Origin of the sequence: Paraburkholderia solitsugae, from assembly GCF_013177695.1 — a bacterium.
GTDB lineage: Bacteria > Pseudomonadota > Gammaproteobacteria > Burkholderiales > Burkholderiaceae > Paraburkholderia > Paraburkholderia solitsugae.
In genome coordinates, this window is sequence record NZ_WOEY01000023.1 from 14,618 (window position 1) to 41,188 (window position 26,571).

Here is a 26,571-nt window from a genome sequence, read left to right on the forward strand (position 1 = left end):
GGGCTATCGATCAATCAGGGAGATCGTCAAACGAACCAGGCTTGCAGCAGATACAACCGCTGCGCCACCACCGCTGCCGAAAACACACCAAACAGCTTGCGGGCGGGAGCGAGACCCCGCCAGGCCGCAAGCATGTTCAACCCGCCATGATCAGACGGTGGCGTTACCACGTAACCGGACAAGAATGCCTTCCAGCGCATCCAGATCGCCGAAGTCCACCAGCACCTGGCCACGGCCGCGTCGGCCAAGCTTGATCTTTACGGTTGCGGAGAGCAGATCGGACAACTCCTCCTCGAGCCGTCGCGTGTCGCGGCCACCGTCCTGACTCGCCCGCGCCTTTACTGTGGGCACAGCCTTGGTGGTCGCCGTCACCAGCTTTTCGGTCTCGCGTACCGACATGCGCTTGTTGACGACCTGGTTGGCCAGCGTGATCTGCGTCGCAGCGTCGACCGCCAGTAGCGCGCGAGCATGCCCCATGTCGAGGTCGCCAGCCAGCAACATCGTCTGCACCGGCGTCGCCAGGTTGAGCAAACGCAGCAGATTCGATACGGCGCTGCGCGAGCGGCCTACCGATTCAGCTGCCTGCTCGTGCGTGAAATTGAACTCGTCGAGCAAGCGCTGAATGCCCTGCGCTTCTTCCAGCGGATTCAGATCTTCGCGCTGGATATTCTCGATCAACGCCATCGCGGCGGCGGCCTGGTCCGGCACGTCCCTCACCAGCACGGGCACCTCGTCGAGACCGGCAATGCGTGCCGCTCGGAAGCGCCGCTCGCCGGCAATGATCTCGTACTTATCCGCCGAAACCGGCCGCACGAGGATCGGTTGCATCAGCCCCTGGGCACGGATGCTGGCCGCCAATTCCTGCAACGCACCTTCGTCCATGCGCGTGCGCGGCTGGTACTTGCCGGCCTGCAGCTTGCTGAGCGGCAGCACGTGCGGCGCACCCTCGATCACCGCCGCATCGGTTATGTCCGCACTGCCACCAAGTAGTGCTTCCAGGCCGCGGCCCAACCCTTTTTTTCTTGCTACTGCGTTCATCGTGCTTCCTCGATCCGCTTAGGACGCCTGGGGCGCGTCATTCAACGCGCGCACCCGCTCAATCATCTCTGCACCGAACTGCACATACGCCTGCGCACCGCGCGATGCCTTATCGAACACAACGCCCGGCAACCCATAGCTAGGCGCCTCGGCAAGACGCACGTTGCGCGGGATCACCACGTCGAACACCTTGTCCCCAAAATGCTCTTTGAGCTGATCTGAAACTTGCTGTTGCAAGGTGATGCGCGGATCGAACATCACGCGCAGCAGGCCGATCACCTTCAGGTCGCGATTCAGGTTCGCGTGCACCTGCTTGATCGTGTTGACCAGGTCGGACAGCCCCTCGAGCGCGAAGTACTCGCACTGCATCGGAATCACCACGCCATGCGCGGCGCACAAGCCGTTGAGCGTCAGCAGTGACAACGCCGGCGGGCAGTCGATCAGTACGAATTCGTATTCGCTTTCGACCGCCGCCAACGCGATCTTCATTTGGCGCTCACGGTTCTGTACGCTGACCAGTTCGACCTCCGCACCCGCGAGTTCACGGTTCGCGGGCAACACGTCGTAACCGACGGCTTCCGGACGCACCCGCGCATCCGCCACCGACACGCCATCGACGAGCACTTCGTAGACGGTGTTCGTGCATGCGGCCTTGTCGACACCGCTGCCCATCGTGGCGTTGCCCTGCGGGTCCAGATCGATGAGAAGGACTCGCTGTCCCTGCGCTGCCAAGCTCGCGGCCAGATTGACCGCCGTCGTCGTCTTGCCGACGCCGCCCTTCTGGTTCGCAACGCAGAAGATTTTTGCCATCGTTGGTGTGTCCCTTTTGCTGCTTGAATAAAGTAGAAAGCGATTCTGGTATGCGGTGCTTGCCTAGGACCTGCCGGTGGTGGCCGTCAGTTTTCGGCGTCCACCAGAACCTTGATCAAATGCCGCTCCGCATCGAGCGACGGCACGTTCAGCCGAATGATCTGTTCCACGTGGGCGCCCGCTGGCAGGCGCTCAATCTCGCCATCCGGACGCACACCTTTCATTGCCCAGATCGCACCCTGCTCCGCAACCAGATGACGGGCCAGTGTAACGAAATCTGCGAGCTCTGCGAATGCGCGCGACACGATTACGTCGAACTTTGCCGGTACTTCGGCGCCCGGCTGCAACGTCTCGACGCGGCCCGTGACGACTGAGAGATTAGCAAGGCCGAGCTCGGCTTTGGCCTGAGCCTGAAAAGCCGTTTTCTTGTGAACGATGTCGTTCACGGTGACGGTCCAGTCGGGCAGCACGATAGCCAGCACGATACCGGGCAAGCCGCCGCCTGAACCCACGTCCAGCACAGAGGACGCGCCGCGCGTAGCGAGATGCGGCACGATCGAAAGTGAATCCAGGATGTGCTGGATAAGCATCTGCCGGGGATCGCGGATCGCCGTCAGGTTATAGACGGCATTCCATTTGGACAGCAACGCCACGTAGTCGAGCAGTTTGCCGAGTTGTGCATCGCTTAAATCGAGGCCGAGTTCGTGGACGCCGTCCGCCAACAACGGCGCCAATGCCTCGCTATCCCTTCCCTTCTGACTCACCGTCATTGCGCCACCGGCGTGCTGTCGGTGCCGGGTTCGGCGGTTTTCGTCGAACGGCGCCCCAAGCCACGCTTCAGGTGGACCATCAGCAACGAGATCGCCGCCGGGGTGATGCCGGAGATACGCGACGCCTGGCCGATGGTCTCGGGGCGGAATTGCGTCAGTTTCTGACGCGCCTCGAACGACAGCCCTCTTACCTCTGCGTAATCCAAACCTTCCGGCAGACGCGTACTTTCGTGCGATTCATTCCGCTCAATCTCATCGGCCTGGCGGTCGATATAACCCTGGTACTTGATGCCGATCTCGATCTGCTCCTTGATCTGGGCGAGCAGAACATCGTCTTCGGCCAACGTTTCGGGTGCAGCACAGGCACCCGCGCGCAAACCGCAGACGCCGTCGTATGTCACGCCAGGACGGCGAAGCAGATCGGCCAAACTGTATTCGTGGTCAATCGGCTTGCCGAGCAATGCAGTCGCTTCTTCTGCCGGTAACGTCTTAGGATTGACCCATGTCGTACGAAGGCGCTCTGTTTCACGTGAAACAGCCTCGCGCTTGCGGCTGAACGCGTCCCACCGGACGTCGTCAACCACGCCGAGTTCGCGGCCGATCTCCGTCAGCCGCATATCGGCGTTATCTTCGCGCAGGCTCAGGCGGTATTCGGCACGGCTCGTGAACATACGATACGGCTCGGACACTCCACGCGTGACCAGATCGTCGACCAGAACACCCAGGTACGCCTGATCGCGGCGCGGGCACCATGCGTCCTTGCCCTGTACGTGCAAGCCGGCGTTAATCCCCGCCAGCAAGCCTTGCGCAGCCGCTTCTTCGTAGCCGGTGGTACCGTTGATCTGGCCCGCAAAGAACAGCCCGTTGATCACCTTGGTTTCCAGCGATGCCTTCAGTCCACGCGGATCGAAGTAGTCGTATTCGATCGCGTAGCCCGGTCGCAGAATGTGCGCATGCTCCAAACCACGCATCGAACGCACGAGTTCGAGCTGCACATCGAACGGCAGGCTGGTTGAAATCCCATTGGGATAGAACTCATTGGTCGTCAACCCTTCCGGTTCGAGGAAGATCTGATGCGATTCCTTCGACGCGAAGCGGTGAATCTTGTCTTCGATCGACGGGCAATACCGCGGCCCCACCCCTTCGATCACGCCCGTGTACATCGGCGAACGGTCGAGACCACCGCGGATAATGTCGTGCGTGCGCTCATTCGTATGCGTGACCCAGCACGGCACTTGCCGCGGATGCTGCTCCACCCGGCCGAGAAACGAGAAAACCGGCACCGGGTCCAGATCGCCCGGCTGCTCTTCAAGCTTCGAAAAGTCGATCGTCCGACCGTCGATGCGCGGCGGCGTCCCAGTCTTGAGGCGGCCCTGCGGCAGCTTCAATTCCTTGAGGCGGGCAGACAGCGACACCGCTGCCGGATCGCCTGCACGGCCACCGGTGTAGTTGTTCAAACCCACGTGAATCTTGCCGTCGAGGAACGTCCCGGCCGTCAGCACCACAGCGCGCGAGCGGAAACGAATCCCCACCTGCGTCACCGCGCCGACGACGCGGTCGCCTTCCACGATCAGATCGTCGACCGCCTGCTGGAATAGCCACAGGTTCGGCTGATTCTCCAGCCGATGCCGGATCGCCTGCTTATATAGCAGACGGTCCGCCTGCGCGCGCGTCGCACGAACGGCAGGCCCCTTCGACGAATTGAGGATGCGGAACTGAATCCCGCCCTCGTCCGTCGCAGCCGCCATCGCACCGCCAAGCGCATCGACTTCCTTCACCAGATGGCCCTTGCCAATACCGCCGATGGACGGATTGCAGCTCATCTGACCGAGGGTTTCGATGTTATGCGTCAGCAGGAGCGTGGTATTGCCCATGCGTGCCGAAGCCAAAGCGGCTTCGGTGCCGGCATGACCGCCGCCAACGACGATTACGTCAAATTCTGTGGGAAAAAGCATCGCGGATCTCACGCCAGATCGTCGCGTGAGCCTTTCTAAGGAAAATGTATGGGCGAATTATAACGGGTTCGGTTTAGGCCCGAATTTCGGCCGAATGGCCAGGCAACAAAAAAGCGGTGTGTTTCACGTGAAACACACCGCTTTGAACGGCAGTGACCTGAACGAAACTGGAGAACTAAGCCACTTTTTTGGCCAGCCCCAGATACGTTTCAATCACGCGCGGATTCTGCGCCAGATCAGCCGCGGGTCCTTCCAGCGCCAGTTCACCGGTTTCAAGCACGTAGCCGTAGTCGGAGATCTGCAGCGCAGCGCGTGCGTTCTGCTCGATCAGCAGCGTCGCGACGCCGGTCTGCCGCAGCGCGCTAATGATATGAAAAATTTCCTTCACGATCAGCGGCGCGAGACCGAGGCTCGGTTCGTCGAGCATGAGCAGATCGGGTTTGCCCATCAAGGCACGCCCGACCGCGAGCATCTGCCGTTCGCCACCGGATAGCGTCCCGGCCGCCTGTTTCCGGCGCTCCTTCAAGCGAGGAAAGAGCGTAAAGACCGGCTCGAGTTGATCGAGAAAGTTGCGCTCCCCTGCCCGCTTGCGCCGATAAGCGCCGAGGACCAGATTGTCCTCAACGGTCATCGACGCGAACAATTCGCGCTTCTCCGGCACCAGGCACATACCGCGCGCGACGCGCTTTTCAACCGGCACCGCGCTGACGTCTTCACCTTGATACAGGACCTCGCCTTTCGCATGGCCAGTAGTCGGCAACGCGCCCATGATCGCGTTCAGCAACGTCGACTTGCCCGCGCCATTCGGACCAATCACCGAGACGATCTGTCCGGGCCGCACTTTGATTGCCGCGCCGTGGAGCGCTTCGACCTTGCCATAGCGGACCGACAAACCGTTCACGTCGAGAATTGAACCTGCCGCATTCATCGTGTTCTCCATCACTCCACCCCGCCCAGATACGCTTCGAGCACAGCCGGATCTTGCTGGACATCCTGCGGCAAGCCTTCCGCGATCCGCGTGCCGAATTCCATCACCACCAGACGATCGGTGAGATTCATCACGAAATCCATATCGTGCTCGACCAGCAGCACGCTCATGCCTTCGGCTTTGAGGCGGCGCAGCAAGTCCGCCAACTGCAATTTTTCCTGATACCGCAGGCCGGCGGCAGGTTCGTCCAGTAGCAGCAGGGTCGGGTCGCAGCACAGCGCGCGGGCGATTTCGAGAATTCGCTGCTGCCCCAGCGCCAGGCTACCCGCCTCGTCGTACATATGCTGCTCAAGCCCGACGCGACGAATCTGGCGAGCCGCTTCGGCCATCAAGCGCGCTTCTTCCGCACCGTTCAGGCGCGCAACACTGCGCCACACGCCGGCCTGGCCACGCAGATGCGCGCCGATCGCAACGTTCTCCAGCACCGTCATCCCCGGTAGCAGTTTGACGTGCTGGAAGGTCCGGCCAATGCCGCGCTTGACGATTTCACGCGAACTCAGCGAATCGATACGCTCGCCGCGAAACGTGATTTCGCCACTCGTCGCTTGCAACACGCCCGTGACCAGATTGAAGGTAGTCGACTTGCCGGCGCCGTTCGGGCCGATCAAGCCGATGATCTGCCCTGCTTTCACCTCAAAGCTGACATCGTTCACCGCGACCAGTCCGCCGAACTGCTTGCGTGCCTTATTCACCGTCAACAGGTTCTCGCCCGCAGTGGGCTTGCTGCGTTGCGGCAACGGCTCCGCGTGATCCGACACATGGGCCCGCGGCCCCTTCGGGAAAAACCGTGCGACAAACGGCCAGACACCTTGGCGGGCATATTGCAGCAACAGCACCATCAGGATGCCGAACACGATCACTTCGAAGTTACCGTTTTCTCCAAGCAGCTTCGGCAGCAGCGTTTGCAGATAGTCCTGCAAGATGGTCAGGATCGCGGCACCGAGCACGGCGCCCCAGACGTGCGACACGCCACCCACCACCGCCATGAACAGAAACTCGATGCCGTGGTTCAGACCAAACGGCGTCGGATTCACCGCGCGTTGCAGGTGCGCGTAAAGGAACCCTGAAATCGACGCCAACACTGCGGCATAGACAAAGATCACCACGCGCATCCACGCTGTGTTGACGCCCATCGCTTCGGCCATCATGCCGCCGCCGCGCAATGCGCGGATCGCCCGCCCCGGCCGGCTATTAAGCAGATTTTGAACAGAGATCACCGCGCCGAGCACCACCACCCAGATCAGGTAATAGATATGGCGGCCGGACTCCATGTTGATGCCGAAAACATTCAGCACCGGAATCCCGTTGATGCCGTCGTACTTGCCGAGCATCTCCAGGTTACCGAACAGATAGAACAGCGCGAGCCCCCACGCGATCGTGCCGAGCGGCAGAAAGTGACCCGATAGCCGCATCGTCACGAGCCCCAGCATCAGCGCGATCAACGCCGTCACCACCACGCCCGCGATCAACGCGAGCCACGGCGACACGCCATACGTCGTCGTCAGATACGCGGTCGCATACGCGCCGATGCCGACGAACGCCGCCTGCCCGAAGCTCGTCATCCCGCCGATCCCCGTCAGCAGCACAAGACCAATCGCGACGATCGAATACAGGCCGATGTAGTTGAGCAGCGTCACCCAGTACTCGGGCACGTGAATCGGGTGCGGCAACACCGGCAGCGCGAACAGCACCACGAGGAACAACCAGAAGAACTTGTTTTGCATGATCCGTTTCATCGTGTCACTCCTCTTCCTCTTCCGAGTGCGGGCTGGCCAGACTCCGCCACAGCAGCACCGGGATGATCAGCGTGAACACGATCACTTCCTTATAAGCGCTCGCCCAGAACGACGAATACGACTCCAGCAGACCGACGAGGATCGAACCCGCGGCGGCCAGTGGATAGCTGACCAGACCGCCGATAATCGCCCCCACGAAGCCCTTCAAACCGATCAGGAAGCCCGAATCGTAGTAGATGGTGGTCAAGGGTGCGACAAGGATGCCGCACAGCGCGCCGAGGCCCGCAGCGAGCGTGAACGCGAGGCGCCCTGCTTGCGTCGTGCCGATACCGACGAGCCGCGCGCCGAGCCGGTTCACCGAAGTCGCACGCAACGCCTTGCCGGAGATCGAGCGGTCGAAGTACAGATACAGCCCGCCGATCAGCACCACCGCCGTGCCGACCACCCACAGGCTTTGTCCGGAAATCGACAACGTGCCAAGGTTGAACGTCGCGTCGGAGAACGCCGTGGTACGTGAACCCTCCGCACCGAACATCACGAGCCCGAGGCCGACCATCGCAAAGTGCACCGCCACCGCCACGATCAACAGCAGCAGCGTGGTCGCCTCCGCGATCGGCTCATACGCAAGCCGGTAAACGAACGGCCCCATCGGAATCACGATCAGCAGCGTCAGCGCAATCTGCGCGATCATCGGCAGCGTATGCAGGAAAACGCCTTGCGTGAGCGCGTAGACCGCGATCGGAAACAGCAGGTATTTGCCCACCAGCATCACCAGCGTGCGAGCCGCATGCCGGCGTCGTTCGGGATGCCGCACCAGCCCCGCTATCTCGACGACAAAGCATGCCGCGCCCATCGCCATCAGCAACCAGCACGTTGCAGGAAATTTTTGCGTCTGCAGCGCGGCGAGTGTCAGCGCGCCGTACGACACAAACTCCCCCTGCGGGATAAAGATCACCCGTGTCACGGAGAACACCAGCACCAGCGCGAGCGCGAGCAGCGCGTAAATCGCACCGGTGGTGATGCCGTCCTGCGCGAGGATCGCCGCAATTGATAGATCCATACTTCCTCGTCCTGAAGCGTCGAAATCGAAATCGGGAAACAGTCGTGGCGGCAGAACCCGCGGCCGGCCAGCGACCTGCAATGCCAGAAAAGTCGACCGCCGCGCCGGAATACGGCGCGGCGGTCGTTGCCATTGTCATCGAACAGAATGGCAATGCGGCGTCATGCGCCGCATGCTGCGCGAGAGGCGCGTACCGCTTTTGTTGTTAGTCGTTCTGCAGCTTCCACTTGCCGTCGACGATCTCAACGATCACGCGTGCGCGCTTGTCGAGGCCGTTGTGGTCGGTCGTCGTGGTGTTCATGATGCCGTGCGAGACCGGCAGTTCCTTGATGTTTTCGAGGGCACCACGCAGTGCCACGCGGAACGCTTCGGTGCCCGGTTGAGCGGTCTTCAGCGCGACGGGAATCGCCGCTTGCAGCATCTGGCCGGCATCCCATGCGTGCCCGCCGAAGGTCGCCACCGAGCCCTCGCCATACGCTTTCTCATACGCCGCCTTGTAGGCTTCCGACGACTTCTTCACCGGATTCGATTCCGGCAGTTGGTCCGCCACGAGGATCGGGCCGGCCGGCAGGAATTCGCCTTCGCAATCCTTGCCGCACACGCGCAGGAAGTCGTTGTTGGCGACGCCGTGCGTCTGATAGACCTTGCCCTTATAGCCGCGCTCCTTGAGCGTCTTGGCCGGCAGCGCCGACGGCGTACCCGCACCCGCGATCAGCACCGCGTCCGGGTTCGCGCTCATCGTCTTCAACACCTGGCCGGTCACCGATGCGTCGGTGCGGTTAAAGCGTTCGTTGGAGACGATCTTCAGATGGTGTGCCGCGGCCGCGGCGGTGAAGACGTTGTTCCAGCCGTCACCATACGCATCCGCAAAGCCGATGAAGCCGACCGTCTTCACGCCGTGGCGCTCCATGTAGTCGGCGATGGCATCAGCCATCAGGCTGTCGTTTTGCGGCGGTTTGAAGGCCCATGCGCGCTTGGCGTCCATCGGCGAAATGATCGCGGCCGATGCCGCCAGCGAGATCACCGGCGTCTTGCCTTCCGCTGCAGGGTCGAGCATCGCCAGCGAATTCGGCGTGATGGTCGAACCGATGATGGCGTCGACGTGGTCTTCGTCGATCAGCTTGCGCGTGTTCTGCACAGCCTTGCCGGTGTCCGATGCATCGTCGAGGATGATGTATTGCACGGTCTTGCCGCCGATCTCTTTCGGCAGCAGCGCGATCGTGTTCTTTTCAGGAATCCCGAGCGATGCGGCCGGCCCCGTGGTGGACAACGTGACACCGATTTTCACCTGCGCGAAGGCAGCGCCCGCGCCGCACATCAACGCCATCGCGATACCAGTGCGTACCCATTGCTTTGTCTTTTTCATGCAAGTCTCCAAACGCTTTGAAGCGCGTATCTGTAATCCGGCGCACGGGCCGGGTGTCTGAATCTAGTTATAGGGTTCAGGCATGCCAAGCATGGTTTTCCCTGCTCAGCGTCAAAGCCTTCGCCGTTCTGGTGCCACTCCCCTGCTGCGAACCACTACTGCGATTTCTTATGCACAAAACACTAACATATTAGTAGTATTGCGTTCTGCATCGTCCACGGTCAATAGACTGTCGCCCGGATACGGGTTTGTCCTGAAACCGGCCGCTTTAGCCTGGTTTTGACCGCGCTTTCATCACTGATCCCTCGCTTGTCCAACGCACCTCATGCACCGCCATTCACCAAGCGCGGGCAATAAAAAAGACGCGTCAACTGCACGCGTCTTTTTGATGGGTTCCGTATCGCTTCGCCTTCGCTCAGTCGCCGGACAGCTTCCACTTGCCACCGACGATCTCCACCATCAAACGCGCCCGCTGGTCGAGGCCAGCGTGGTCGTTCGCGCTCATGTTGAAGATGCCGTGGGAAGCGGGCATGTCCTTTGTGTTTTCGAGTGCCGCACGCAGCGCTTCACGGAACGCAGGCGTACCCGGCTGACCTTTCTTCAGCGCCAACGGAATCGCGCGTTGCAGCAGCAAGCCTGCATCCCACGCGTGACCGCCGAATGTCGACACCGAACCGGCGCCGTACCCGGCTTCATAGGCATGCTTGTAGGCGAGCGCGGTCTTCTTCACCGGGTTCGAATCCGGCAGTTGGTCAGCAACCAGCAGTGGACCGGCCGGCAGATAGGTGCCTTCGCAATCCTTGCCGCACACACGCAGGAAGTCGTTATTGGCGACGCCGTGCGTCTGATAGACCTTACCCTTATAGCCACGCTCCTTGAGGGTCTTTTGCGGCAACGCGGCCGGTGTGCCCGCGCCGGCAATCAGCACCGCATCCGGGTTCTGCGACATGATCTTCAGCACCTGGCCGGTCACCGATGCGTCGTTGCGCGCGAAGCGTTCGTTCGCGACGATCTTGATCTTCGCAAGATCGGCCGCCTTGCCGAACTCCTTGAACCAGCTCTCGCCGTACGCATCGGCAAAGCCGATGAAGCCGACCGTTTTCACGCCGTGATTCGCCATATGCTGCGCGATCGCAGTGGCCATCAGAATGTCGTTTTGCGGTGTCTTGAAGACCCATGCGCGCTTCGCATCCATCGGTTCGACGATGCTCGCCGCGGCCGCCATGGAAATCATCGGCGTGGCGCTTTCAGCAGCGACGTCGATCATGGCCAGCGAGTTCGGCACGACGGTCGAGCCGATCAGCGCGTCAACGTGATCTTCGCTGGTGAGCTTGCGTGCGTTCTTGACGGCCTGGGTCGAATCGGTGGCGTCGTCCAGCACGATGTAGTCGATTTTCTGCCCTGCCACTTCTTTAGGCAGTAGCGCGATGGTGTTCTTTTCCGGAATACCGAGCGATGCGGCCGGCCCCGTTGCCGACACCGTAACGCCGATTTTCACGTCCGCGAATGCATGGCCGCTCCATGCCGCGGATACTCCGGTGGCGACCAATGCCGCGCTGATCCAACGCAATGCCGACTTCATCCCGCTCCTCTATCTACCCCGTTATTCATTTGAATTTAAATCCGCGGATTTAAATCACCGACCCAGCGGTCGGTGAATAGCGAGTTTAGCGGACGAAAGCTCCGCGCTGCAAGCATTTTGCAGGGTAGCGACAGGCGAAATTGGACGTGGTTCGGTGAATAAAAAAGGGGCACCGAATTAGCGGAAGATTTGAATGATGCGTTATGAAAAGTACAAATAAAAAGCGCTGTTGGATATCAATCCAACAGCGCTTTCGTCTGGGCACTGAGTGCCTCATTGTCTCCTCGTTCTCCACCTGCAAAATTCGTGGTGCATCAGAACTGCATGAAGGTTAAACGAGCACCTATCTGCTTACAACTAGCAATTACCCTAGTGGTGCACTGCGGCACAAATTTGGGGCACGTTTCGTGCAGCGCTCGGTGCGGGAGCCTGCCCTCCGCACAACGCAAGATGCGGTTTAGCCGACTTTAAAGCCGCCGAATTACATCGGATGCCGAAGCAATTTAAAATCCCACGCCTTTTCACGCCCGCAACGGCCGCACTCGCGCGACGATCTCACCGACAATGCCACGCCGGAACGCCAGCACGCAGGCAATAAAAATCACGCCAGTCACGATGGTCACGGATTCGCCCAACGAGCGGAACCAGTCAACCCCGGTGGTCGTTGCCAGCGCCGTGCCGATATCGCCGAGCCGGTCTTCGAGCGCAACGATCAGCGCTGCGCCAAGCAGTGGCCCGAACAGCGTACCCATGCCGCCGACGAGCGTCATCAGGATCACGAGGCCCGACATGGTCCAGTACGCGTCGCTCAGCGTCTCGAAGCCCTGCACCAGAACCTTGAGCGAACCCGCGAGACCGGCAAGCCCTGCAGACAGAATGAACGCCAGCAGCTTGAAACGATCGGTGTCGTAACCCAGCGACACGGCGCGCGGCTCGTTCTCCTTGATCGCCACCAGCACCTGCCCGAACGGCGAATGCACGATCCGCACGATCAGCAGAAATGCCAGCACCATCACGGCCAGCACAACAAAGTACAACGTCACGTCCGACGACAGATCCAGCAAGCCGAACAGCTTGCCGCGTGGCACGCCTTGCAGGCCGTCCTCGCCGTGCGTGAACGGCGCCTGCAGGAACACGAAGTAGACCATCTGCGCGAGCGCCAGCGTCACCATCGCGAAGTAGATGCCCTGCCGGCGGATCGCAAACAGGCCGACCACCAGCCCCAGTAGCGTTGCCGCAGCGGTGCCGGCCAGCACGCCCAGCTCCGGAGAGAAGCCGAGCGTCTGCATCGCATAGCCGGTGACGTAACCGGCCGAGGCGAGAAACATTGCGTGACCGAACGAGAGCAAACCCGTGTAGCCGATCAGCAGATTGAAGGCCGCCGCGAACAACGCAAAGCACAGCACCTTCATCACGAAGAGCGGATAGATGCCGAGCACGGGCACCGCGAGAAGCGCAATGAACAGCAGACCGTAGAGCACTTTTCTCTGCATCATTTTTCCTTGCCGAAGAGACCCGCCGGGCGCACCAGCAGCACGAGCGCCATGATCACGAAGACGACGGTCGCCGACGCTTCCGGGTAAAACACGCGCGTTAGCCCTTCGATCACGCCAAGCATCAGGCCGGTCAGAATCGAGCCCATGATCGAACCCATGCCGCCGATCACGACCACCGCGAACACGGTGATGATCATCGGCTGGCCCATCAGCGGCGAGACTTGAATCACCGGCGCGGCGAGTACGCCGGCGAACGCCGCCAGTGCCACGCCGAAGCCATACGTGAGCGTGATCATCAGCGGCACGTTGACACCGAACGCCTCGACCAGCTTCGGATTTTCGGTGCCCGCGCGCAGATAGGCGCCGAGGCGCGTCTTTTCGATCACGAACCACGTCGCGAAGCAGACCACGAGCGACGCCACCACCACCCACGCGCGATAGTTCGGCAGGAACATGAAGCCGAGATCGGTCGCGCCGGAGAGTGCCGACGGCACATCGTACGGCTGACCGGAAGAACCGTAGATCGAACGGAACACGCCTTCGACAACCAGCGTGAGTCCAAAGGTGAGCAGCAGCCCATACAGGTGATCGAGCTTGTACAGCCAGCGCAGCATCGAGCGTTCGATCACGATGCCGAATACGCCGACGATCAGCGGTGCGAGCACCAGCATCACCCAGTACGGCAGACCGAAATACGACAGGCCCATCCACGCGAGCATCGCGCCGAGCATGAACAACGCGCCATGCGCGAAGTTGATCACGTTGAGCAAGCCGAAGATCACCGCAAGACCCAAGCTCAGAATCGCATAGAACGAGCCGTTCACGAGCCCGAGCAGCAACTGGCTCAGCATTGCCGGTAGCGGAACGCCAAAGATTTCCATTGAAGCCTTAATCCCTTAAGCCATCGCCAAGGTGAGATCGGTTACGCACGATCCAGCCGGCGTGCGATCGGTACCTGGCCGATCGCACGCGGCATGTGAAGCGCTTTCTCGCCTGTCTGTGTACCAACGCGGCGCTATGTGTCGCCCGCCAGGAGAGGCCCACAGACAGTCATCTGGTTATCAAGCCACGCTCACTTCCACAACGCGCAGCGCGTTTCCGCCTTGGTCGTGAACGCCTGTTCGCCCGGAATTGTCGCGGTGATCTTGTAGTAGTCCCACGGCTCTTTGGATTCGGCCGGCGTCTTCACCTGCATCAGGTACATGTCGTGGATCATGCTGCCGTCCTGACGGATGTAGCCCTTCGCGTAAAAGTCGTCGATCTTGGCCTTCTTCAGTTGCGCCATCACCTTGTCGGAGTCGGTCGAACCGACCGCTTTCACCGCATTCAGATAGGTCATGGTCGCCGAGTAATCGGCCGCTTGCAGGCTCGACGGCATCTTCTTCATCTTGTCGAAGTAACGCTCTGCCCACTTGCGCGTATTGGCGTCCTTGTTCCAGTACCAGCTGTCCGTCAGCACCAGGCCCTGAGTCGTTTCCAGACCCAGACTGTGGACATCGTCGATAAACATCAACAACGCGGCCAGCTTCATCGTCTTCGTGATGCCGAATTCCTTGGCCGCCTTGATCGCGTTGATCGTGTCACCGCCTGCGTTAGCGAGGCCCAGGATCTGCGCCTTCGATGCCTGCGCCTGCAACAGGAACGACGAGAAGTCCGACGCCGACAGCGGATGGCGAACGGCGCCCAGCACCTGGCCGCCGTTCGCTTTCACCACGTCCGACGTATTCTTTTCGAGCGCCTTGCCGAACGCGTAGTCAGCGGTCAGGAAGTACCACGTCTTGCCACCCTGCTTCGTCACCGCCGAGCCCGTGCCCTTGGCGAGCGCCGTCGTGTCGTACGCATAGTGGATCGTGTACGGTGTGCACTGCTCGTTGGTCAGGGTGTCGGCGCCCGCGCCGATGCTGATATAAACCTTGTGCTTTTCACCGGCCACGGTGTTCATCGACAGCCCGGTTGCCGAATTCGTGCCGCCGATCAGCAGATCGACGCCATCGCGATCGAACCATTCGCGCGCCCGCGACGCAGCGATGTCGGCCTTGTTCTGGTGATCGGCGTAGACCACCGTGATCGGCTTGCCATTGACCTTGCCACCAAAGTCCGCCACGGCCATGCGAATCGCCTCAAGGCCGCCCTGGCCGTCGATATCCGCGTACAGACCTGACATATCGGTGATGAAGCCGATCTTTACCGCATCGTCAGCCGCTTGCGCGGCGCCCATCGTCAACGCGGCGCCGGCGGCAACCGCGAAACACAGTGTGGCAAGCCGCGCGAGTGGGTTCTTTTTCATTCCTGTCTCCTGTTTCTTCACTTGTGGTTATCAGAGGCAATCGGACGTTTTTTATACGCCCAGCAGATCGTGCAGTACCGGCATCTTGCTTTCGAGTTCACTGGCCTCGAAGTGTTCGACGATGCCGCCGTGTTCCATCACGTAGAACCGATCGGCGAGTGGCGCGGCAAAGCGGAAATTCTGTTCGACCATCACGACCGTGTAGCCGCGCGCCTTGAGCGTCATGATCATGCGAGCGAGCGCTTGCACGATCACTGGCGCCAGGCCTTCCGAAATTTCGTCAAGCAGCAGCAAACTCGCGCCAGTACGCAGAATACGCGCGACGGCCAGCATCTGCTGCTCGCCGCCCGAAAGCCGCGTACCCTGGCTCATGCGGCGTTCCTGCAGATTCGGAAACATCGAATAGATTTCTTCGAGCGACATCATGTGCGCCTTGTCGCCGACTGGTGGCGGCAACAGCAGGTTTTCCTCACATGAGAGGCTCGAAAAAATCCCGCGCTCTTCCGGGCAATAACCGATGCCGCAATGGGCGATGCGATGCGTGGGCAGGTTGATGGTTTCGCGTCCGCCGATGCGGATCGAACCGGTGCGCCGGCCGGTCAACCCCATGATCGCGCGCAGTGTGGTGGTGCGCCCCGCGCCGTTACGGCCCAGCAGCGTGACAACTTCGCCGCGGTTCACCGTCAAATCGACGCCATGCAGGATATGGGACTCCCCGTACCATGCCTGCAAACCCGCGATCTCCAGCGCGGGGGCACCGCCAGCCGTACCGCTCACCTCGAGGTTTTCCCGCTCGGCAATCGTATTCATGCGTGGGCTCCGGCGAGCGCCGCATCGGCGCTGCCCATATAGGCTTGCATCACGAGCGGGTTCTTGGACACCTCGGCGTAGCTGCCTTCGGCGAGCACTTCGCCCCGTTGCAGCACGGTGATGGTGTCGGAGATGCCGGCGATCACGTTCATGTTGTGCTCGACCATCAGAATCGTGCGGCCGCTCGATACTTTTTTGATCAACGCGGTCACGCGATCGACATCTTCATGGCCCATGCCTTGCGTCGGTTCGTCGAGCAGCATCAACTCGGGCTCCATCGCGAGCGTGGTGGCGATTTCCAGCGCGCGTTTGCGGCCGTATGAGAGCTCGACGGTCAATACATCGGCGAAATCGGTCAAGCCCACCTGGGTGAGCAAGTCCATCGCCCGATCGTCGAGCTGGCGCAGCGTGCGTTCGCTCTTCCAGAAATGAAATGCCGTGCCGAGCACGCGCTGCAAACCGATACGCACGTTCTGCAATGCTGTCAGATGCGGAAATACAGCAGAGATCTGGAACGAACGGATGATGCCGCGCCGGGCGATTTGCGCCGGGCGTTCATTGGTGATGTCGATCCCATTGAAGACGATCTGGCCCGCCGTCGGTTCAAGGAATTTGGTGAGCAGATTGAAGCAGGTGGTCTTGCCTGCCCCATTCGGGCCGATCAGCGCATGGATCGAGCCACGGCGCACACGCAGGTTCACCCCGTTCACGGCGATGAAGCCTTTGAACTCGCGGGTGAGGCCGCGCGTTTCGAGAATCGTATCGCCGAGAATCATGTTCCCTTCCATACGGAGTAAGGCGAAGCACTACGATCTTCCGCGCGAACGGCTGCGCGACGTTTGATGACGGCGACACCCCCGTGTCGCTCGTTGGCGTGCTGCACCAATCCGGACGGTAATCCATGGGGCGGCACGCAGCATGGGTGCCATTGTCGCGCCAATGATGCAGCGCATTCATTGGGATTTGCACTTAGTAAGTGACGACTGCATGAAACCGGCCTGAGGCGGGCTCGAGACGCACTCGAACCTTGCTCGGAGCGTGCCTGAGGAATACTCGAACGGTGCTTCAATCCTGCTCGAGGCACACCGGGGGAAGGCCGAGGCACGCGCCGCGGCCTCGGCTCCCACTGTCACACGGTGTGTCACACGGCGGACACGGACGGCGCAGCGCTCGTCTGGACCAGCACGCTGCCGGCGACGCGTGCGCGGCGGTCTTCACGGATCATGTCGCTGGCGCGTTCTGCGATCATCAGCGTCGGTGAGTTGGTGTTGCCAGAGGTGATGGACGGCATGATTGATGCATCGACCACACGCAAGCCGTCAACACCGATAACTCGTAGCCGGTTGTCGACTACCGCGCCGGGGTCGTCGGCGGTACCCATACGGCAGGTGCCGACCGGATGAAAGATGGTGGTGCCGACCGCGCCCGCGGCCTGCTGAAGTTCTTCTTCGGTCTGGTACTGAATCCCCGGCAGAATCTCTTGCGGCCGATAAGGCGCGAGCGCGGGTGCCGCGGCAATACGGCGCGTGAGGCGCAAAGCGTTGGCAGCGACGTGCCGGTCGTAATCGGTGGACAGATAGTTCGGTGCGATCAACGGTGGCGCCGAAGCGTCGGCCGATTCGATGTGAATACTGCCGCGCGAAGTCGGCCGCAACTGACACACCGACGCGGTGAACGCGTTGAAGCGATGCAGCGGTTCACCGAAGCGATCGAGCGAGAGCGGCTGCACGTGATACTCGAGATCGGGGCGAGTGAGCGAGCGATCATCCGGATCGGATTTCGCGAACGCGCCGAGTTGCGACGGCGACATCGACATCGGACCGCTTTGAAATAGCGCGTACTGCATGCCGATCATCAGTTTGCCCCACCAATGGGCGGAGGCTGTATTGAGTGTGCGCACGCCGTCGACCTTATAGGCCATGCGCAATTGCAGATGGTCCTGCAGATTTTCGCCGACGCCGCTCAGATCCTTTATGACCTTGATGCCGAGATTCTGCAGACGCGCGCCATTGCCGATACCCGAGAGTTCGAGCAATTGCGGCGAGTTGACCGCACCCGAACTGAGGATCACTTCGCAACGGGCTTTGGCGAGATAGTCGGTGTTGTCGCCGCGATATTCCACGCCGGTGCAGCGGCGTCCTTCGAACACGACGCGCTGGGTGTGCGCACCGGTGATGACGGTGAGATTCGGGCGCTTGAGCGCTGGACGCAAGAAGGCTTTCGACGCATTCCAACGGATACCGCGTTTCTGATTGACGTCGAAGTAGCCGACGCCGGTGTTATCGCCGCGATTGAAGTCGTCGGTGGCGGGTATGCCGGCTTGTTGCGCGGCGTGTGAAAACTCTTCGAGGATCTTCCATTTCAGGCGTTGCTTTTCAACGCGCCATGGGCCGCCTGCTCCATGCGATTCGGACGCGCCGGCGTGGTGGTCTTCGCTACGTTTGAAGATGGGGAGGACGGCGTTCCAGGACCAGGAGGCGTCGTTGGTGACGCGGGCCCATTCATCGTAGTCTTCGCGCTGGCCGCGCATGTAGATCATGCCGTTGATGGATGAGCTACCGCCTAATACGCGTCCGCGGGGATAGGAGAGGGAGCGGCCGTTCAGGCCGGGTTCTGATTGCGTTTTGTAGAGCCAATCCGTGCGGGGATTGCCAATGCAGTAGAGGTAGCCTACCGGTACGTGGATCCAGTGGTAGTCGTCTTTGCCGCCGGCTTCTAGTAGCAGGACTTGTATTTCTGGATCTTCCGATAGGCGGTTGGCCAGGACGCAACCTGCCGTGCCGGCGCCTACTATGATGTAATCAAATTCGCCTTCCAGGCGGCGGGGCATCAGTGGTGTTTTTTCGGTGTTGCTCATGGTTTCGTCTCCTAAGCTTTTTTGCCTGCGCGGCGCTTGGGCCGTCTGTATGCCTGAGGCGTTGGGCTTTGCCTGGTTTTTTGCCTTCGCGGCGCTCGTTTCTGTGTGCCTACGGTGTTGGCCTTTCCTTGATCTGTCTGCGTGCGGGCGCTTGTTTGTCTGTCTGCCTACGGCGTTGGCCTTTCCTTGTTTTCTTAGTGGTTTATTAGCGTCGCCCCTGTGCGGGGCAGGCACCTACTTTTCTTTGCCTGCTGCAAAGAAAAGTAGGCAAAAGAAAGCAGCTCAAACCGCTAATTCTTAAGCGGGTCCCTGGCTTGGAGGGGGCTGTGGTGCATCTGGAATCTGTGTTCCCGCACATTCCGCGCGAGTGACAAGGCAGTCATACTTCCGGCGGCGCTGCGCGCGCCGAAACGTACCTCATAAAAACGTTGGTTCACTTGCGCCCACTCCGTTCACATACGCTGGCTGTCGGCCACTTCGCTCCGCACTCTCTCGTTCACATCTCCCGGTGCCGATCGCTTGATTCCCAGCCCCCACCTACTCACTTTTGCCATCAGTCGATTGCTTAACTCGGCATCCTCTCCTACTCACATTTGCCGGCTGCTGATCACTGCACTCGGCAGCGTGGGTCACGCTTGCTCACTCTCGACTACCTCCGCCCGTGCAACTTTCCATCAAGCAATAAGGCGCCTCGCCGCGGCGCAGCCGATGGCCCCCACCGTCCACGAACGAAGCCCCAGGTTTCCCTGGCAGCCCCATCCGCGACGCACGTAGTGCGGAGTGGGAGCTGATGACTTCTTTGTCACTCACGCCGAAGGTGCGAGGGCACGGATTCCAGATGCACCACTACCCCCTCCAAGCCAGGGGACCCGCTTATGAGCTAGCGGTGTGAGCCGCTTTCTTTGCTTATCTTTCTTTGCGGCGGCAAAGAAAGTAAGTGCCGCCCCGCACAGGGGCAACACTAATAGACCAATAAGAAATCAAGGAAAGGCCAACGCCGTAGGCAAACAGACGAACGAGCGCTGACCATCCAAACACCTCAAGAAAACGCCAAAACCCAAAAAGCACAGACACTAAGCGCCGCGCAGGCAAAACAACAAAAACTATTTCGCCACTGGCATAGTGAACTCAGCCCCCTTCCCGATGCTATCGGGCCACCTCTGCATGATGCTCTTATACCGCGTATAAAACCGAACCCCCTCTTCCCCGTAGGCATGGTGATCCCCGAAGAGAGACCTCTTCCACCCACCAAAAGAATGCCAAGCCATCGGCACAGGAATCGGCACATTAATCCCCACCATCCCAATCTGGATCTGCCGCGAAAAAGCCCGAGCCACCCCTCCATCGGAGGTGAACAACGCCACCCCATTAGCAAACTCGTTAGCGTTAATCAGCTCAACAGCAGAAGCAAAATCCGGCACCCGCACAACACACAGCACCGGACCAAAAATCTCTTCGCGATAAATCTTCATATCGGTCGAAACATCGTCGAACAACGTACCACCGAGAAAGAACCCCTTCTCATGCCCAGCCACCTGATGGCCACGCCCATCGACAACCAGCTTCGCACCCGCCGCAATGCCGGCATCAATGTAACCCGTCACTTTCTCGCGATGCGCCGCCGTCACCAACGGCCCCATCTCGGCTTCCGATTCCATGCCGTTCAGAATCTTCAGGCTCTTCACGCGCGGCGTCAGTCGCTCAATCAATTCATCGGCAATATGCCCCACCGCGACAGCCACTGAAATCGCCATGCAGCGCTCGCCCGCCGAACCATACGCCGCGCCGATCAACGCATCGACAGCCTGATCGAGATCCGCGTCCGGCATCACCACGAGGTGATTCTTCGCACCGCCCAAAGCCTGCACGCGCTTGCCGTGCTTCGTGCCTTCCGTATAGATGTACTCGGCAATCGGTGTCGAACCGACAAACGACAACGCGCTCACCTCCGGATGCACGAGCAATGCATCGACCGCCACCTTGTCGCCATGCACGACGTTGAACACGCCATCCGGCAATCCCGCTTCTTTCAGCAACTCAGCCAATCGATTCGAGACGGACGGATCGCGCTCTGAGGGCTTCAGCACGAACGTGTTGCCGCATGCGATCGCCACCGGGAACATCCAGCACGGCACCATCATCGGGAAATTGAACGGCGTAATGCCGGCCACCACGCCCAGCGGCTGACGCAAATTCCAGTTGTCAATGCCACCGCCAATCTGGTCGGTGAAGTCAGTCTTCAGCAGATTCGGAATGCCGCACGCGAACTCGACAATCTCGATACCGCGCATCACTTCGCCCTTCGCATCCGAAAACACCTTGCCGTGCTCACGTGTGATCAACTCCGCCAGTTCGTCATGGTGACGGTCAAGCAATTCCTTGAACTTGAACAGCACGCGCGCCCGCTTGATCGGCGCGGTTTCGCTCCATGCAGGAAAGGCAGCACTGGCAGCAGCGACCGCCGCGTCCACTTCAGCGACGCTCGCCAGCGGCACGCGTGCGCTCACGCTGCCAAGCGCAGGATTGAACACGTCGCCGAAGCGGCCGCTCGTGCCTTCGATCGTCTTGCCGTTAATGAAATGGGTCAGCGCGCGTGCGCTCGTCTCGCTCCGGACGGCCTCGTCCTGATATGTCTCGCTCATCTTCGTGTCCTCTTCCTATGAATGTCTTCCGCCTACCGCACACGGCGTGATGAACGCAAGCGTACGGCGCTTCGGGGCGACAAATCCAATGAGTAATGCTCAACTGCGCTATAAGCCGAGCTAATATCAGGATATGGACCTGACTCTGCTACGGGCATTCGTCACCGTCGCACGCGAGGGCAACCTCACGCGCGCCGCGGTGCAGCTTCATCTGACCCAACCTGCCGTCAGCCTGCAAATCAAGCATTTGCAGGAGACGCTCGGCGTGACGCTGTTCACGCGGACCTCGCATGGGCTTTCGCTGACACGCGACGGTCAGGCCCTGCTGCCTCATGCCGAACGTGCGCTTGGCGCCGCGAGTGACGTGCAGCGTGCGGCGGCGGCGCTGCGCCACGAAGTGCGCGGTCGATTACGGATCGGCACGATTCTCGACCCGGCTTTTCTGCGCCTCGGCGGCTTTCTCAAGCAACTGGTGGAAACGTGGCCGCACATCGAAACGGCATTGCGCCACGGCATGTCGGGCTGGGTGCTGGCGCAGGTGCGCGCGGGCGAACTGGATGTCGGCTACTACATCGGCCTGCCGTCCGACGACGATACGCGCGATGTCGCCGCCTTCCACACCGTCACGCTCACCCACTTCCAGTACCGCGTGCTGGCGCCAGCCGGCTGGAAAGACCGCGTGAAAGGCGCGCGCGACTGGCGTTCGCTCGCCGCGCTACCCTGGATCTGGACGCCACCCGCGTCCGCGCACAATAGATTGTTGTCGCGCTGCTTCGACGAAGCCGGCGTAAAACCGGTTAAGGTGGCGGAAGTGGATCAGGAGCCGTCAATGCTCGATCTGGTCAAATCCGGCGTCGGTCTGACGCTCGCGCGCGATGCCACGGCGATCGCCGAAGCTCATGCGCATGCGTTGACCATCGTGGAAGGCGTCACCGTGCCGACCCAGCTCACCTTTATTACGCTGGCCGCGCGCAAGGACGAACCGGCGATTGCCGCAGCGTTGAAGCTGATCGAGCAGCAATGGGCGACATGAGCGCGGCCTGAAGGCATGCCTGAGGGCAACACGGGAGCGATATGAGCCACGCTCATGACAGTCGCTCAGCGTGCGCCCTCAGGTCATGCTCGCTGGGTGTGCCGTGCCGTGCCGAACGGTCGCGCCAATCGCCCCTCGGCGGTCGTCGGCGCGAGTCACATCGACAGGTCATCGTCGTCGGCCCCGGCATCTGAAACGACATCGTCACGCGCTTTTTGTTAGATTGGGGGTTCGCGCTCACGCGCCGGCTCCGCATCGTTTTGTTCCGTCTGATTTTGTCCTTCCCGGCAGCTTCGCCCCGGCAACACCGGAAGCCGCCGACCACTCCATCCTTCGACAGGAGCCTGACATGGCACGCAACATTGAAATCAAAGCCCGCGCCCAGCATTTCGAGCAACTGCGCGAACGCGCCGCGAAGCTCGCGCCGGACGCGCCGCTGATCTTTCGCCAGCAGGACTTTTTCTACGATGTGCCGCGTGGCCGCCTGAAGCTGCGCCAATTCGACGACGGCACACCGGCCGAACTGATCTTCTATCAGCGCGACGACCGCGACGGCCCAAAGGCGTCGTACTACACGCGCAGCCCGGTGACCAACCCTGAAGCGATGCACGCGTTGCTCGCCACGGCGCTGACCACGCGTGGCATCGTCACGAAGGAACGTCACGTCTATCTGACAGGGCGTACGCGGATTCATCTGGACCGTGTCGATGGTCTCGGCGACTTCGTCGAGCTCGAAGTCGTGCTGGCTCAGGACGACGACGAAGAAGGCGGCCACGCCGAAGCGCACGCGATGTTCGCGACCCTTGGCGTGCCGGAATCGGATCTGGTGGCGGTCGCCTATGTCGATTTGCTGAGTCCGGACGGCGAACCGAAGCAAGCTGCGTAAAACTTAAGCATTGCGGGTCGCGGCCATATCAATCCGGGAACAGCGGCCCCCACAGACCTAAAACACCCGAAAGGCCGCGAAGCCGCCGCATCAAGCGGCGGCCGCCCCCGGCGACAGATGGCCGAGCGGCAACGGTCCATTGCGCTTGAACGTGGTCAACACGATATTGGAGCGCACGCTGTCGACGCCCGGCACGCGCATCAACTTCTTCATCACGAACGTCGAGAGATAGTTCAGATCGGGCGCCACGATGCGCAGCAGATAATCGGCGTCGCCGACCACCGCGTGGCATTCCAGTACTTCCGGCAGCACGTCGATCTGTTGCTGGAATTGCTCGATGATCGAGTCGCCGTGGTGCTTCAACTTCAGGCTCGTGAAAGCCGTCACGCCGAGCCCGAGTTTTTCCTGGCGCAGTACGACGCGATAGCCGTCCACCACACCGATCTGCTCCAACCGCTGCAAGCGCCGCCCAATCTGCGACGGCGACAACGGCACCTGCTCAGCCAATTGCTGATGCGTGGCCCGGCCAAAGCGCTGCAGAACGTCCAGCAGCGCGAGATCGAAGTGATCGAGTTCTAACATGATCAATTTCCGCATTAAACCTGTAATCGATGCACGATTATTGCATATTGATCCGTTGTAACGCCATCATTGCGCCCTTTCCGCGCGCCCGCCGCTCTACACTTGCATCACCGTTTCAAACCGCAGTCACCGTAGAACGCGCAGCGACATGTCCACAGCCAACACCGCCAAACTCAAAGAGCAATTCGACGCCGGCCTCGAAACCCGCGCCGATTTCACCATCGACCAGCCAACCGAACGGTACGGCGCAGTCGACCACGCTGTCTGGCAACAGCTTTATGCACGCCAGACCGCCCTGCTCAAGGGCCGTGTGTGCGATGAGTTTCTGGCAGGCGTCGACTGTATCGGCATGCCGCCCGACCGCGTGCCCGCCTTCGACGAAATCAACGCCAGGCTGACGCCCGCGACCGGCTGGCAAATCGTCGCCGTGCCCGGACTCGTGCCCGACCAGGTTTTCTTCGAACATCTGGCGAACCGCCGCTTTCCGGTGACATGGTGGATGCGCCGCCCCGACCAACTCGATTATCTGCAGGAACCAGACTGTTTTCACGATCTGTTCGGCCACGTGCCGCTGCTGATCAATCCGGTGTTTGCGAACTACATGCACGCGTACGGCCGCGCCGCGCTCGCCGCCAATGATGCCGGCGCCCTGCCGCTACTCGCGCGACTCTATTGGTACACAGTCGAGTTCGGCCTGATCCGCGACGCGGCGAGTCCGAATGGTGTGAAGATCTACGGCGCGGGCATCGTCTCGAGCAAAGGCGAGACGCTCTACAGTCAGCAAAGCGCGGCGCCGAACCGACTCGGCTTCGACCTCGAACGCGTGATGCGCACGCGCTACCGCATCGACACGTTCCAGAAAACCTACTTCGTGATCGACGACTTCACGCAATTGTTCGGCGTCGCGCAAACCGACTTCGCGCCGTTGCTGGCCAGGCTGGCCGCGGAGCCGGCGTTCGGGGCCGGCGACGTGCTCAAGCACGATCGCGTCATCACGCGCGGCTCGCAGGAAGGCTGGCAAGCCGACGGCGATATCTGACGACCCAAGCTGATTCGGCCGACAGCAAGCCGTTGGCATCCGTGAAAAAATAGCGGATACGCACGCCGACCGGTATGCCTGTTCAGATCAACGAGGTAAGCACCATGATTAACAAACTGACTTCCGAAGAACGTGCCACGCAGGTCGCGGAACTGCGCGGGTGGCAAGCCGTGGCAGGCCGCGACGCGATCCAGCGCCACTTCAAATTTGCCGACTTCAACGAAGCATTCGGCTTCATGACGCGCGTGGCGATCAAGGCACAGGAGATGGACCACCACCCGGAATGGTTCAACGTGTACAACAACGTGGAGATCACGCTGTCGACGCACGAGGCCAATGGTTTGACCGAGCGGGACATCCGATTGGCACGATTTATTGACAGTATTACAGCGTAATACAAGCGCTCAGGTGCACTAATGCGCCCCGGTATCGGACGATTTGGCGAAAATGAAAGGACATTGCAGGCAATCTGTCGCCCAAACCTTCAGTTCTACAGGTTATTATTAAGGCGCACGTAAGAATCCCACGCTTGCTTGGCAAGCCCGTCCAAACGTTCCGGCGATAGCGTCTGCTGACGCTGTACAATCATCAGCGCATACGGCTTGGAGAGCGCGCTTGCCTCCTTGCACAGAACGAGTTCGTCGCCGCTTGAAGGTGAGCGGGCGCGCCAGAAGTTGATCGCGGCTTCCAGTTCGTGAATCGTTATCTCGGACATGATTCCTGATCGCTCGTTGGCCGCATCAACGCTGCTCGATAGCTGCTTCGTGGTCCTTCGTGCCAGTTCGGCATGACCATGCCGCACGCTGCCTGTGCAGCAGGCGCCCCGGCGAACCGCTTGCCCAAACGCCTAAACCCATTGTACTTGAGCGAAATCCATGCGACTCCTTCTGATCGAAGATGACCGCCCCATCGCACGCGGCATCCAAAGCAGTCTCGAACAAGCCGGCTTCACCGTCGACATGGTCCATGACGGCATTTTCGCCGAGCAGGCCCTCACCCAAAACCGCCACGAGCTGGTGATCCTCGATCTGGGCCTGCCCGGTATCGACGGTATGACGCTGCTCGCGCGCTTCCGTCAGAGCAATCGTCACACGCCGGTGATCATCCTCACCGCGCGCGACGAGTTGAACGATCGCGTGCAAGGCCTGAATTCCGGCGCGGACGACTACATGCTGAAGCCGTTCGAACCCACCGAACTCGAAGCGCGCATCCGCGCGGTCATGCGCCGCAGCGGTCCGCACGGCGATATGCCGCGTCCGGAAGTGTCGCTGGGCGGTGTGCGTCTGTCGGGCGTCGATCGCCGCATTTTCAACGACGACAAGCCGCTCGAACTGTCGCCGCGTGAATTCGCAGTGCTCGAAATGCTGCTGCTGCGCCACGGCCGCGTGGTCAGCAAGGCCCAACTGCAAGACCATCTGACGCACTTCGGCGGTGATCTCGGCGATACCGCGATCGAAGTCTATGTGCACCGGGTGCGCAAAAAGCTCGAAAACTGCCGTGTCGAAATCGTCACGGTGCGCGGCTTCGGTTACCTGTTGCAGGAAATCCGCCAGGCCGCATAATCGTCACAAGGGCCGCATCCTGTGTTGCGGCCTGACGGCGCCGGGCCGGCGCCGCGCACTCCGTGCGCAATT

23 protein-coding genes are annotated in these 26,571 nt (G+C 60.8%); 5 read left to right on the forward strand and 18 right to left on the reverse strand.

Annotation, left to right across the window (positions count from 1 at the left end; translation table 11 throughout):
• Positions 1-150: 150 nt before the first annotated feature.
• The 16 genes from GNZ12_RS05880 to GNZ12_RS05955 all read right to left on the reverse strand — a co-directional run bounded on the left by GNZ12_RS05880 (position 151) and on the right by GNZ12_RS05955 (position 21,397).
• A complete protein-coding gene (locus tag GNZ12_RS05880; protein ID WP_172309462.1) occupies positions 151-1,038 on the reverse strand; it encodes a ParB/RepB/Spo0J family partition protein in 888 nt (295 codons plus the stop codon).
• A gap of 18 nt (positions 1,039-1,056) precedes the next feature.
• Entirely contained in the window at positions 1,057-1,848 is a 792-nt protein-coding gene (locus GNZ12_RS05885) for a ParA family protein (RefSeq protein WP_074281806.1), read from the reverse strand.
• Between the two features lie 86 nt (positions 1,849-1,934).
• Positions 1,935-2,618: a 16S rRNA (guanine(527)-N(7))-methyltransferase RsmG gene (gene rsmG, locus GNZ12_RS05890; RefSeq protein ID WP_172309463.1), complete on the reverse strand. Its 684-nt coding sequence runs from the start codon at positions 2,616-2,618 to the stop codon at positions 1,935-1,937.
• Positions 2,615-4,573, reverse strand: coding sequence for a tRNA uridine-5-carboxymethylaminomethyl(34) synthesis enzyme MnmG (mnmG, locus tag GNZ12_RS05895; protein ID WP_172309464.1), 1,959 nt, complete (start codon positions 4,571-4,573; stop codon positions 2,615-2,617). The genes rsmG and mnmG overlap by 4 nt, the downstream gene beginning before the upstream one ends.
• A gap of 175 nt (positions 4,574-4,748) precedes the next feature.
• Complete coding sequence (locus GNZ12_RS05900; protein WP_172309465.1) at positions 4,749-5,501, reverse strand: ABC transporter ATP-binding protein; 753 nt, start codon at positions 5,499-5,501, stop codon at positions 4,749-4,751.
• 11 nt (positions 5,502-5,512) lie between these two features.
• The gene (locus tag GNZ12_RS05905) at positions 5,513-7,297 is read right to left on the reverse strand and encodes a branched-chain amino acid ABC transporter ATP-binding protein/permease (RefSeq protein WP_074281802.1); all 1,785 of its coding nucleotides are present in this window, start codon (positions 7,295-7,297) and stop codon (positions 5,513-5,515) included.
• Between the two features lie 4 nt (positions 7,298-7,301).
• Positions 7,302-8,357 (reverse strand): branched-chain amino acid ABC transporter permease, encoded by a 1,056-nt coding sequence (locus GNZ12_RS05910; RefSeq protein WP_172309466.1) that lies wholly within the window; start codon positions 8,355-8,357, stop codon positions 7,302-7,304.
• Positions 8,358-8,562: 205 nt separating this feature from the next.
• Positions 8,563-9,723, reverse strand: coding sequence for an ABC transporter substrate-binding protein (locus GNZ12_RS05915; RefSeq protein ID WP_172309467.1), 1,161 nt, complete (start codon positions 9,721-9,723; stop codon positions 8,563-8,565).
• Positions 9,724-10,138: 415 nt separating this feature from the next.
• Complete coding sequence (locus tag GNZ12_RS05920; protein ID WP_172309468.1) at positions 10,139-11,305, reverse strand: ABC transporter substrate-binding protein; 1,167 nt, start codon at positions 11,303-11,305, stop codon at positions 10,139-10,141.
• A gap of 521 nt (positions 11,306-11,826) precedes the next feature.
• Entirely contained in the window at positions 11,827-12,798 is a 972-nt protein-coding gene (locus GNZ12_RS05925) for a branched-chain amino acid ABC transporter permease (RefSeq protein ID WP_172309469.1), read from the reverse strand.
• Positions 12,798-13,682 carry a branched-chain amino acid ABC transporter permease gene (locus GNZ12_RS05930; protein ID WP_074281797.1) on the reverse strand — a complete coding sequence of 295 codons (885 nt, stop codon included), beginning with the start codon at positions 13,680-13,682 and terminating at the stop codon, positions 12,798-12,800. The genes GNZ12_RS05925 and GNZ12_RS05930 overlap by 1 nt, the downstream gene beginning before the upstream one ends.
• Positions 13,683-13,873: 191 nt before the next feature.
• Positions 13,874-15,088, reverse strand: a complete 1,215-nt coding sequence (locus GNZ12_RS05935) for an ABC transporter substrate-binding protein (protein WP_172309470.1) — start codon at positions 15,086-15,088, stop codon at positions 13,874-13,876.
• A 51-nt stretch (positions 15,089-15,139) separates the two neighbouring features.
• Positions 15,140-15,898 carry an ABC transporter ATP-binding protein gene (locus tag GNZ12_RS05940; RefSeq protein WP_172309471.1) on the reverse strand — a complete coding sequence of 253 codons (759 nt, stop codon included), beginning with the start codon at positions 15,896-15,898 and terminating at the stop codon, positions 15,140-15,142.
• Complete coding sequence (locus GNZ12_RS05945; RefSeq protein WP_097390772.1) at positions 15,895-16,674, reverse strand: ABC transporter ATP-binding protein; 780 nt, start codon at positions 16,672-16,674, stop codon at positions 15,895-15,897. Before GNZ12_RS05945 ends, GNZ12_RS05940 begins: the two co-directional genes overlap by 4 nt.
• A 365-nt stretch (positions 16,675-17,039) precedes the next feature.
• A complete protein-coding gene (locus GNZ12_RS05950; protein ID WP_172309472.1) occupies positions 17,040-18,755 on the reverse strand; it encodes a GMC family oxidoreductase in 1,716 nt (571 codons plus the stop codon).
• A 1,103-nt stretch (positions 18,756-19,858) separates the two neighbouring features.
• On the reverse strand, positions 19,859-21,397 hold the full coding sequence (locus GNZ12_RS05955) for a CoA-acylating methylmalonate-semialdehyde dehydrogenase (RefSeq protein ID WP_172309473.1): 1,539 nt from the start codon (positions 21,395-21,397) through the stop codon (positions 19,859-19,861).
• A 133-nt stretch (positions 21,398-21,530) separates the two neighbouring features.
• Between GNZ12_RS05955 and GNZ12_RS05960 the strand changes: the two genes are divergently transcribed.
• Both GNZ12_RS05960 and GNZ12_RS05965 read left to right on the forward strand, forming a co-directional pair.
• Entirely contained in the window at positions 21,531-22,430 is a 900-nt protein-coding gene (locus tag GNZ12_RS05960; protein WP_172309474.1) for a LysR family transcriptional regulator, read from the forward strand.
• Positions 22,431-22,779: 349 nt separating this feature from the next.
• On the forward strand, positions 22,780-23,316 hold the full coding sequence (locus GNZ12_RS05965) for a class IV adenylate cyclase (RefSeq protein ID WP_172309475.1): 537 nt from the start codon (positions 22,780-22,782) through the stop codon (positions 23,314-23,316).
• Positions 23,317-23,406: 90 nt separating this feature from the next.
• On the opposite strand, the gene GNZ12_RS05970 is transcribed toward GNZ12_RS05965, so the two are convergent.
• Positions 23,407-23,898, reverse strand: a complete 492-nt coding sequence (locus tag GNZ12_RS05970) for an Lrp/AsnC family transcriptional regulator (RefSeq protein WP_074281788.1) — start codon at positions 23,896-23,898, stop codon at positions 23,407-23,409.
• 148 nt (positions 23,899-24,046) lie between these two features.
• Between GNZ12_RS05970 and phhA the strand changes: the two genes are divergently transcribed.
• The gene (phhA, locus tag GNZ12_RS05975; protein WP_216673106.1) at positions 24,047-24,937 is read left to right on the forward strand and encodes a phenylalanine 4-monooxygenase; all 891 of its coding nucleotides are present in this window, start codon (positions 24,047-24,049) and stop codon (positions 24,935-24,937) included.
• Between the two features lie 74 nt (positions 24,938-25,011).
• The gene (locus GNZ12_RS05980) at positions 25,012-25,332 is read left to right on the forward strand and encodes a 4a-hydroxytetrahydrobiopterin dehydratase (RefSeq protein ID WP_172309476.1); all 321 of its coding nucleotides are present in this window, start codon (positions 25,012-25,014) and stop codon (positions 25,330-25,332) included.
• 95 nt (positions 25,333-25,427) lie between these two features.
• On the opposite strand, the gene GNZ12_RS05985 is transcribed toward GNZ12_RS05980, so the two are convergent.
• Complete coding sequence (locus GNZ12_RS05985) at positions 25,428-25,652, reverse strand: DUF3717 domain-containing protein (RefSeq protein WP_172309477.1); 225 nt, start codon at positions 25,650-25,652, stop codon at positions 25,428-25,430.
• Positions 25,653-25,812: 160 nt separating this feature from the next.
• On the opposite strand from GNZ12_RS05985, the gene GNZ12_RS05990 reads away from it, so the two are divergent.
• The gene (locus GNZ12_RS05990; RefSeq protein WP_028197606.1) at positions 25,813-26,499 is read left to right on the forward strand and encodes a response regulator transcription factor; all 687 of its coding nucleotides are present in this window, start codon (positions 25,813-25,815) and stop codon (positions 26,497-26,499) included.
• Positions 26,500-26,571: the final 72 nt, after the last annotated feature.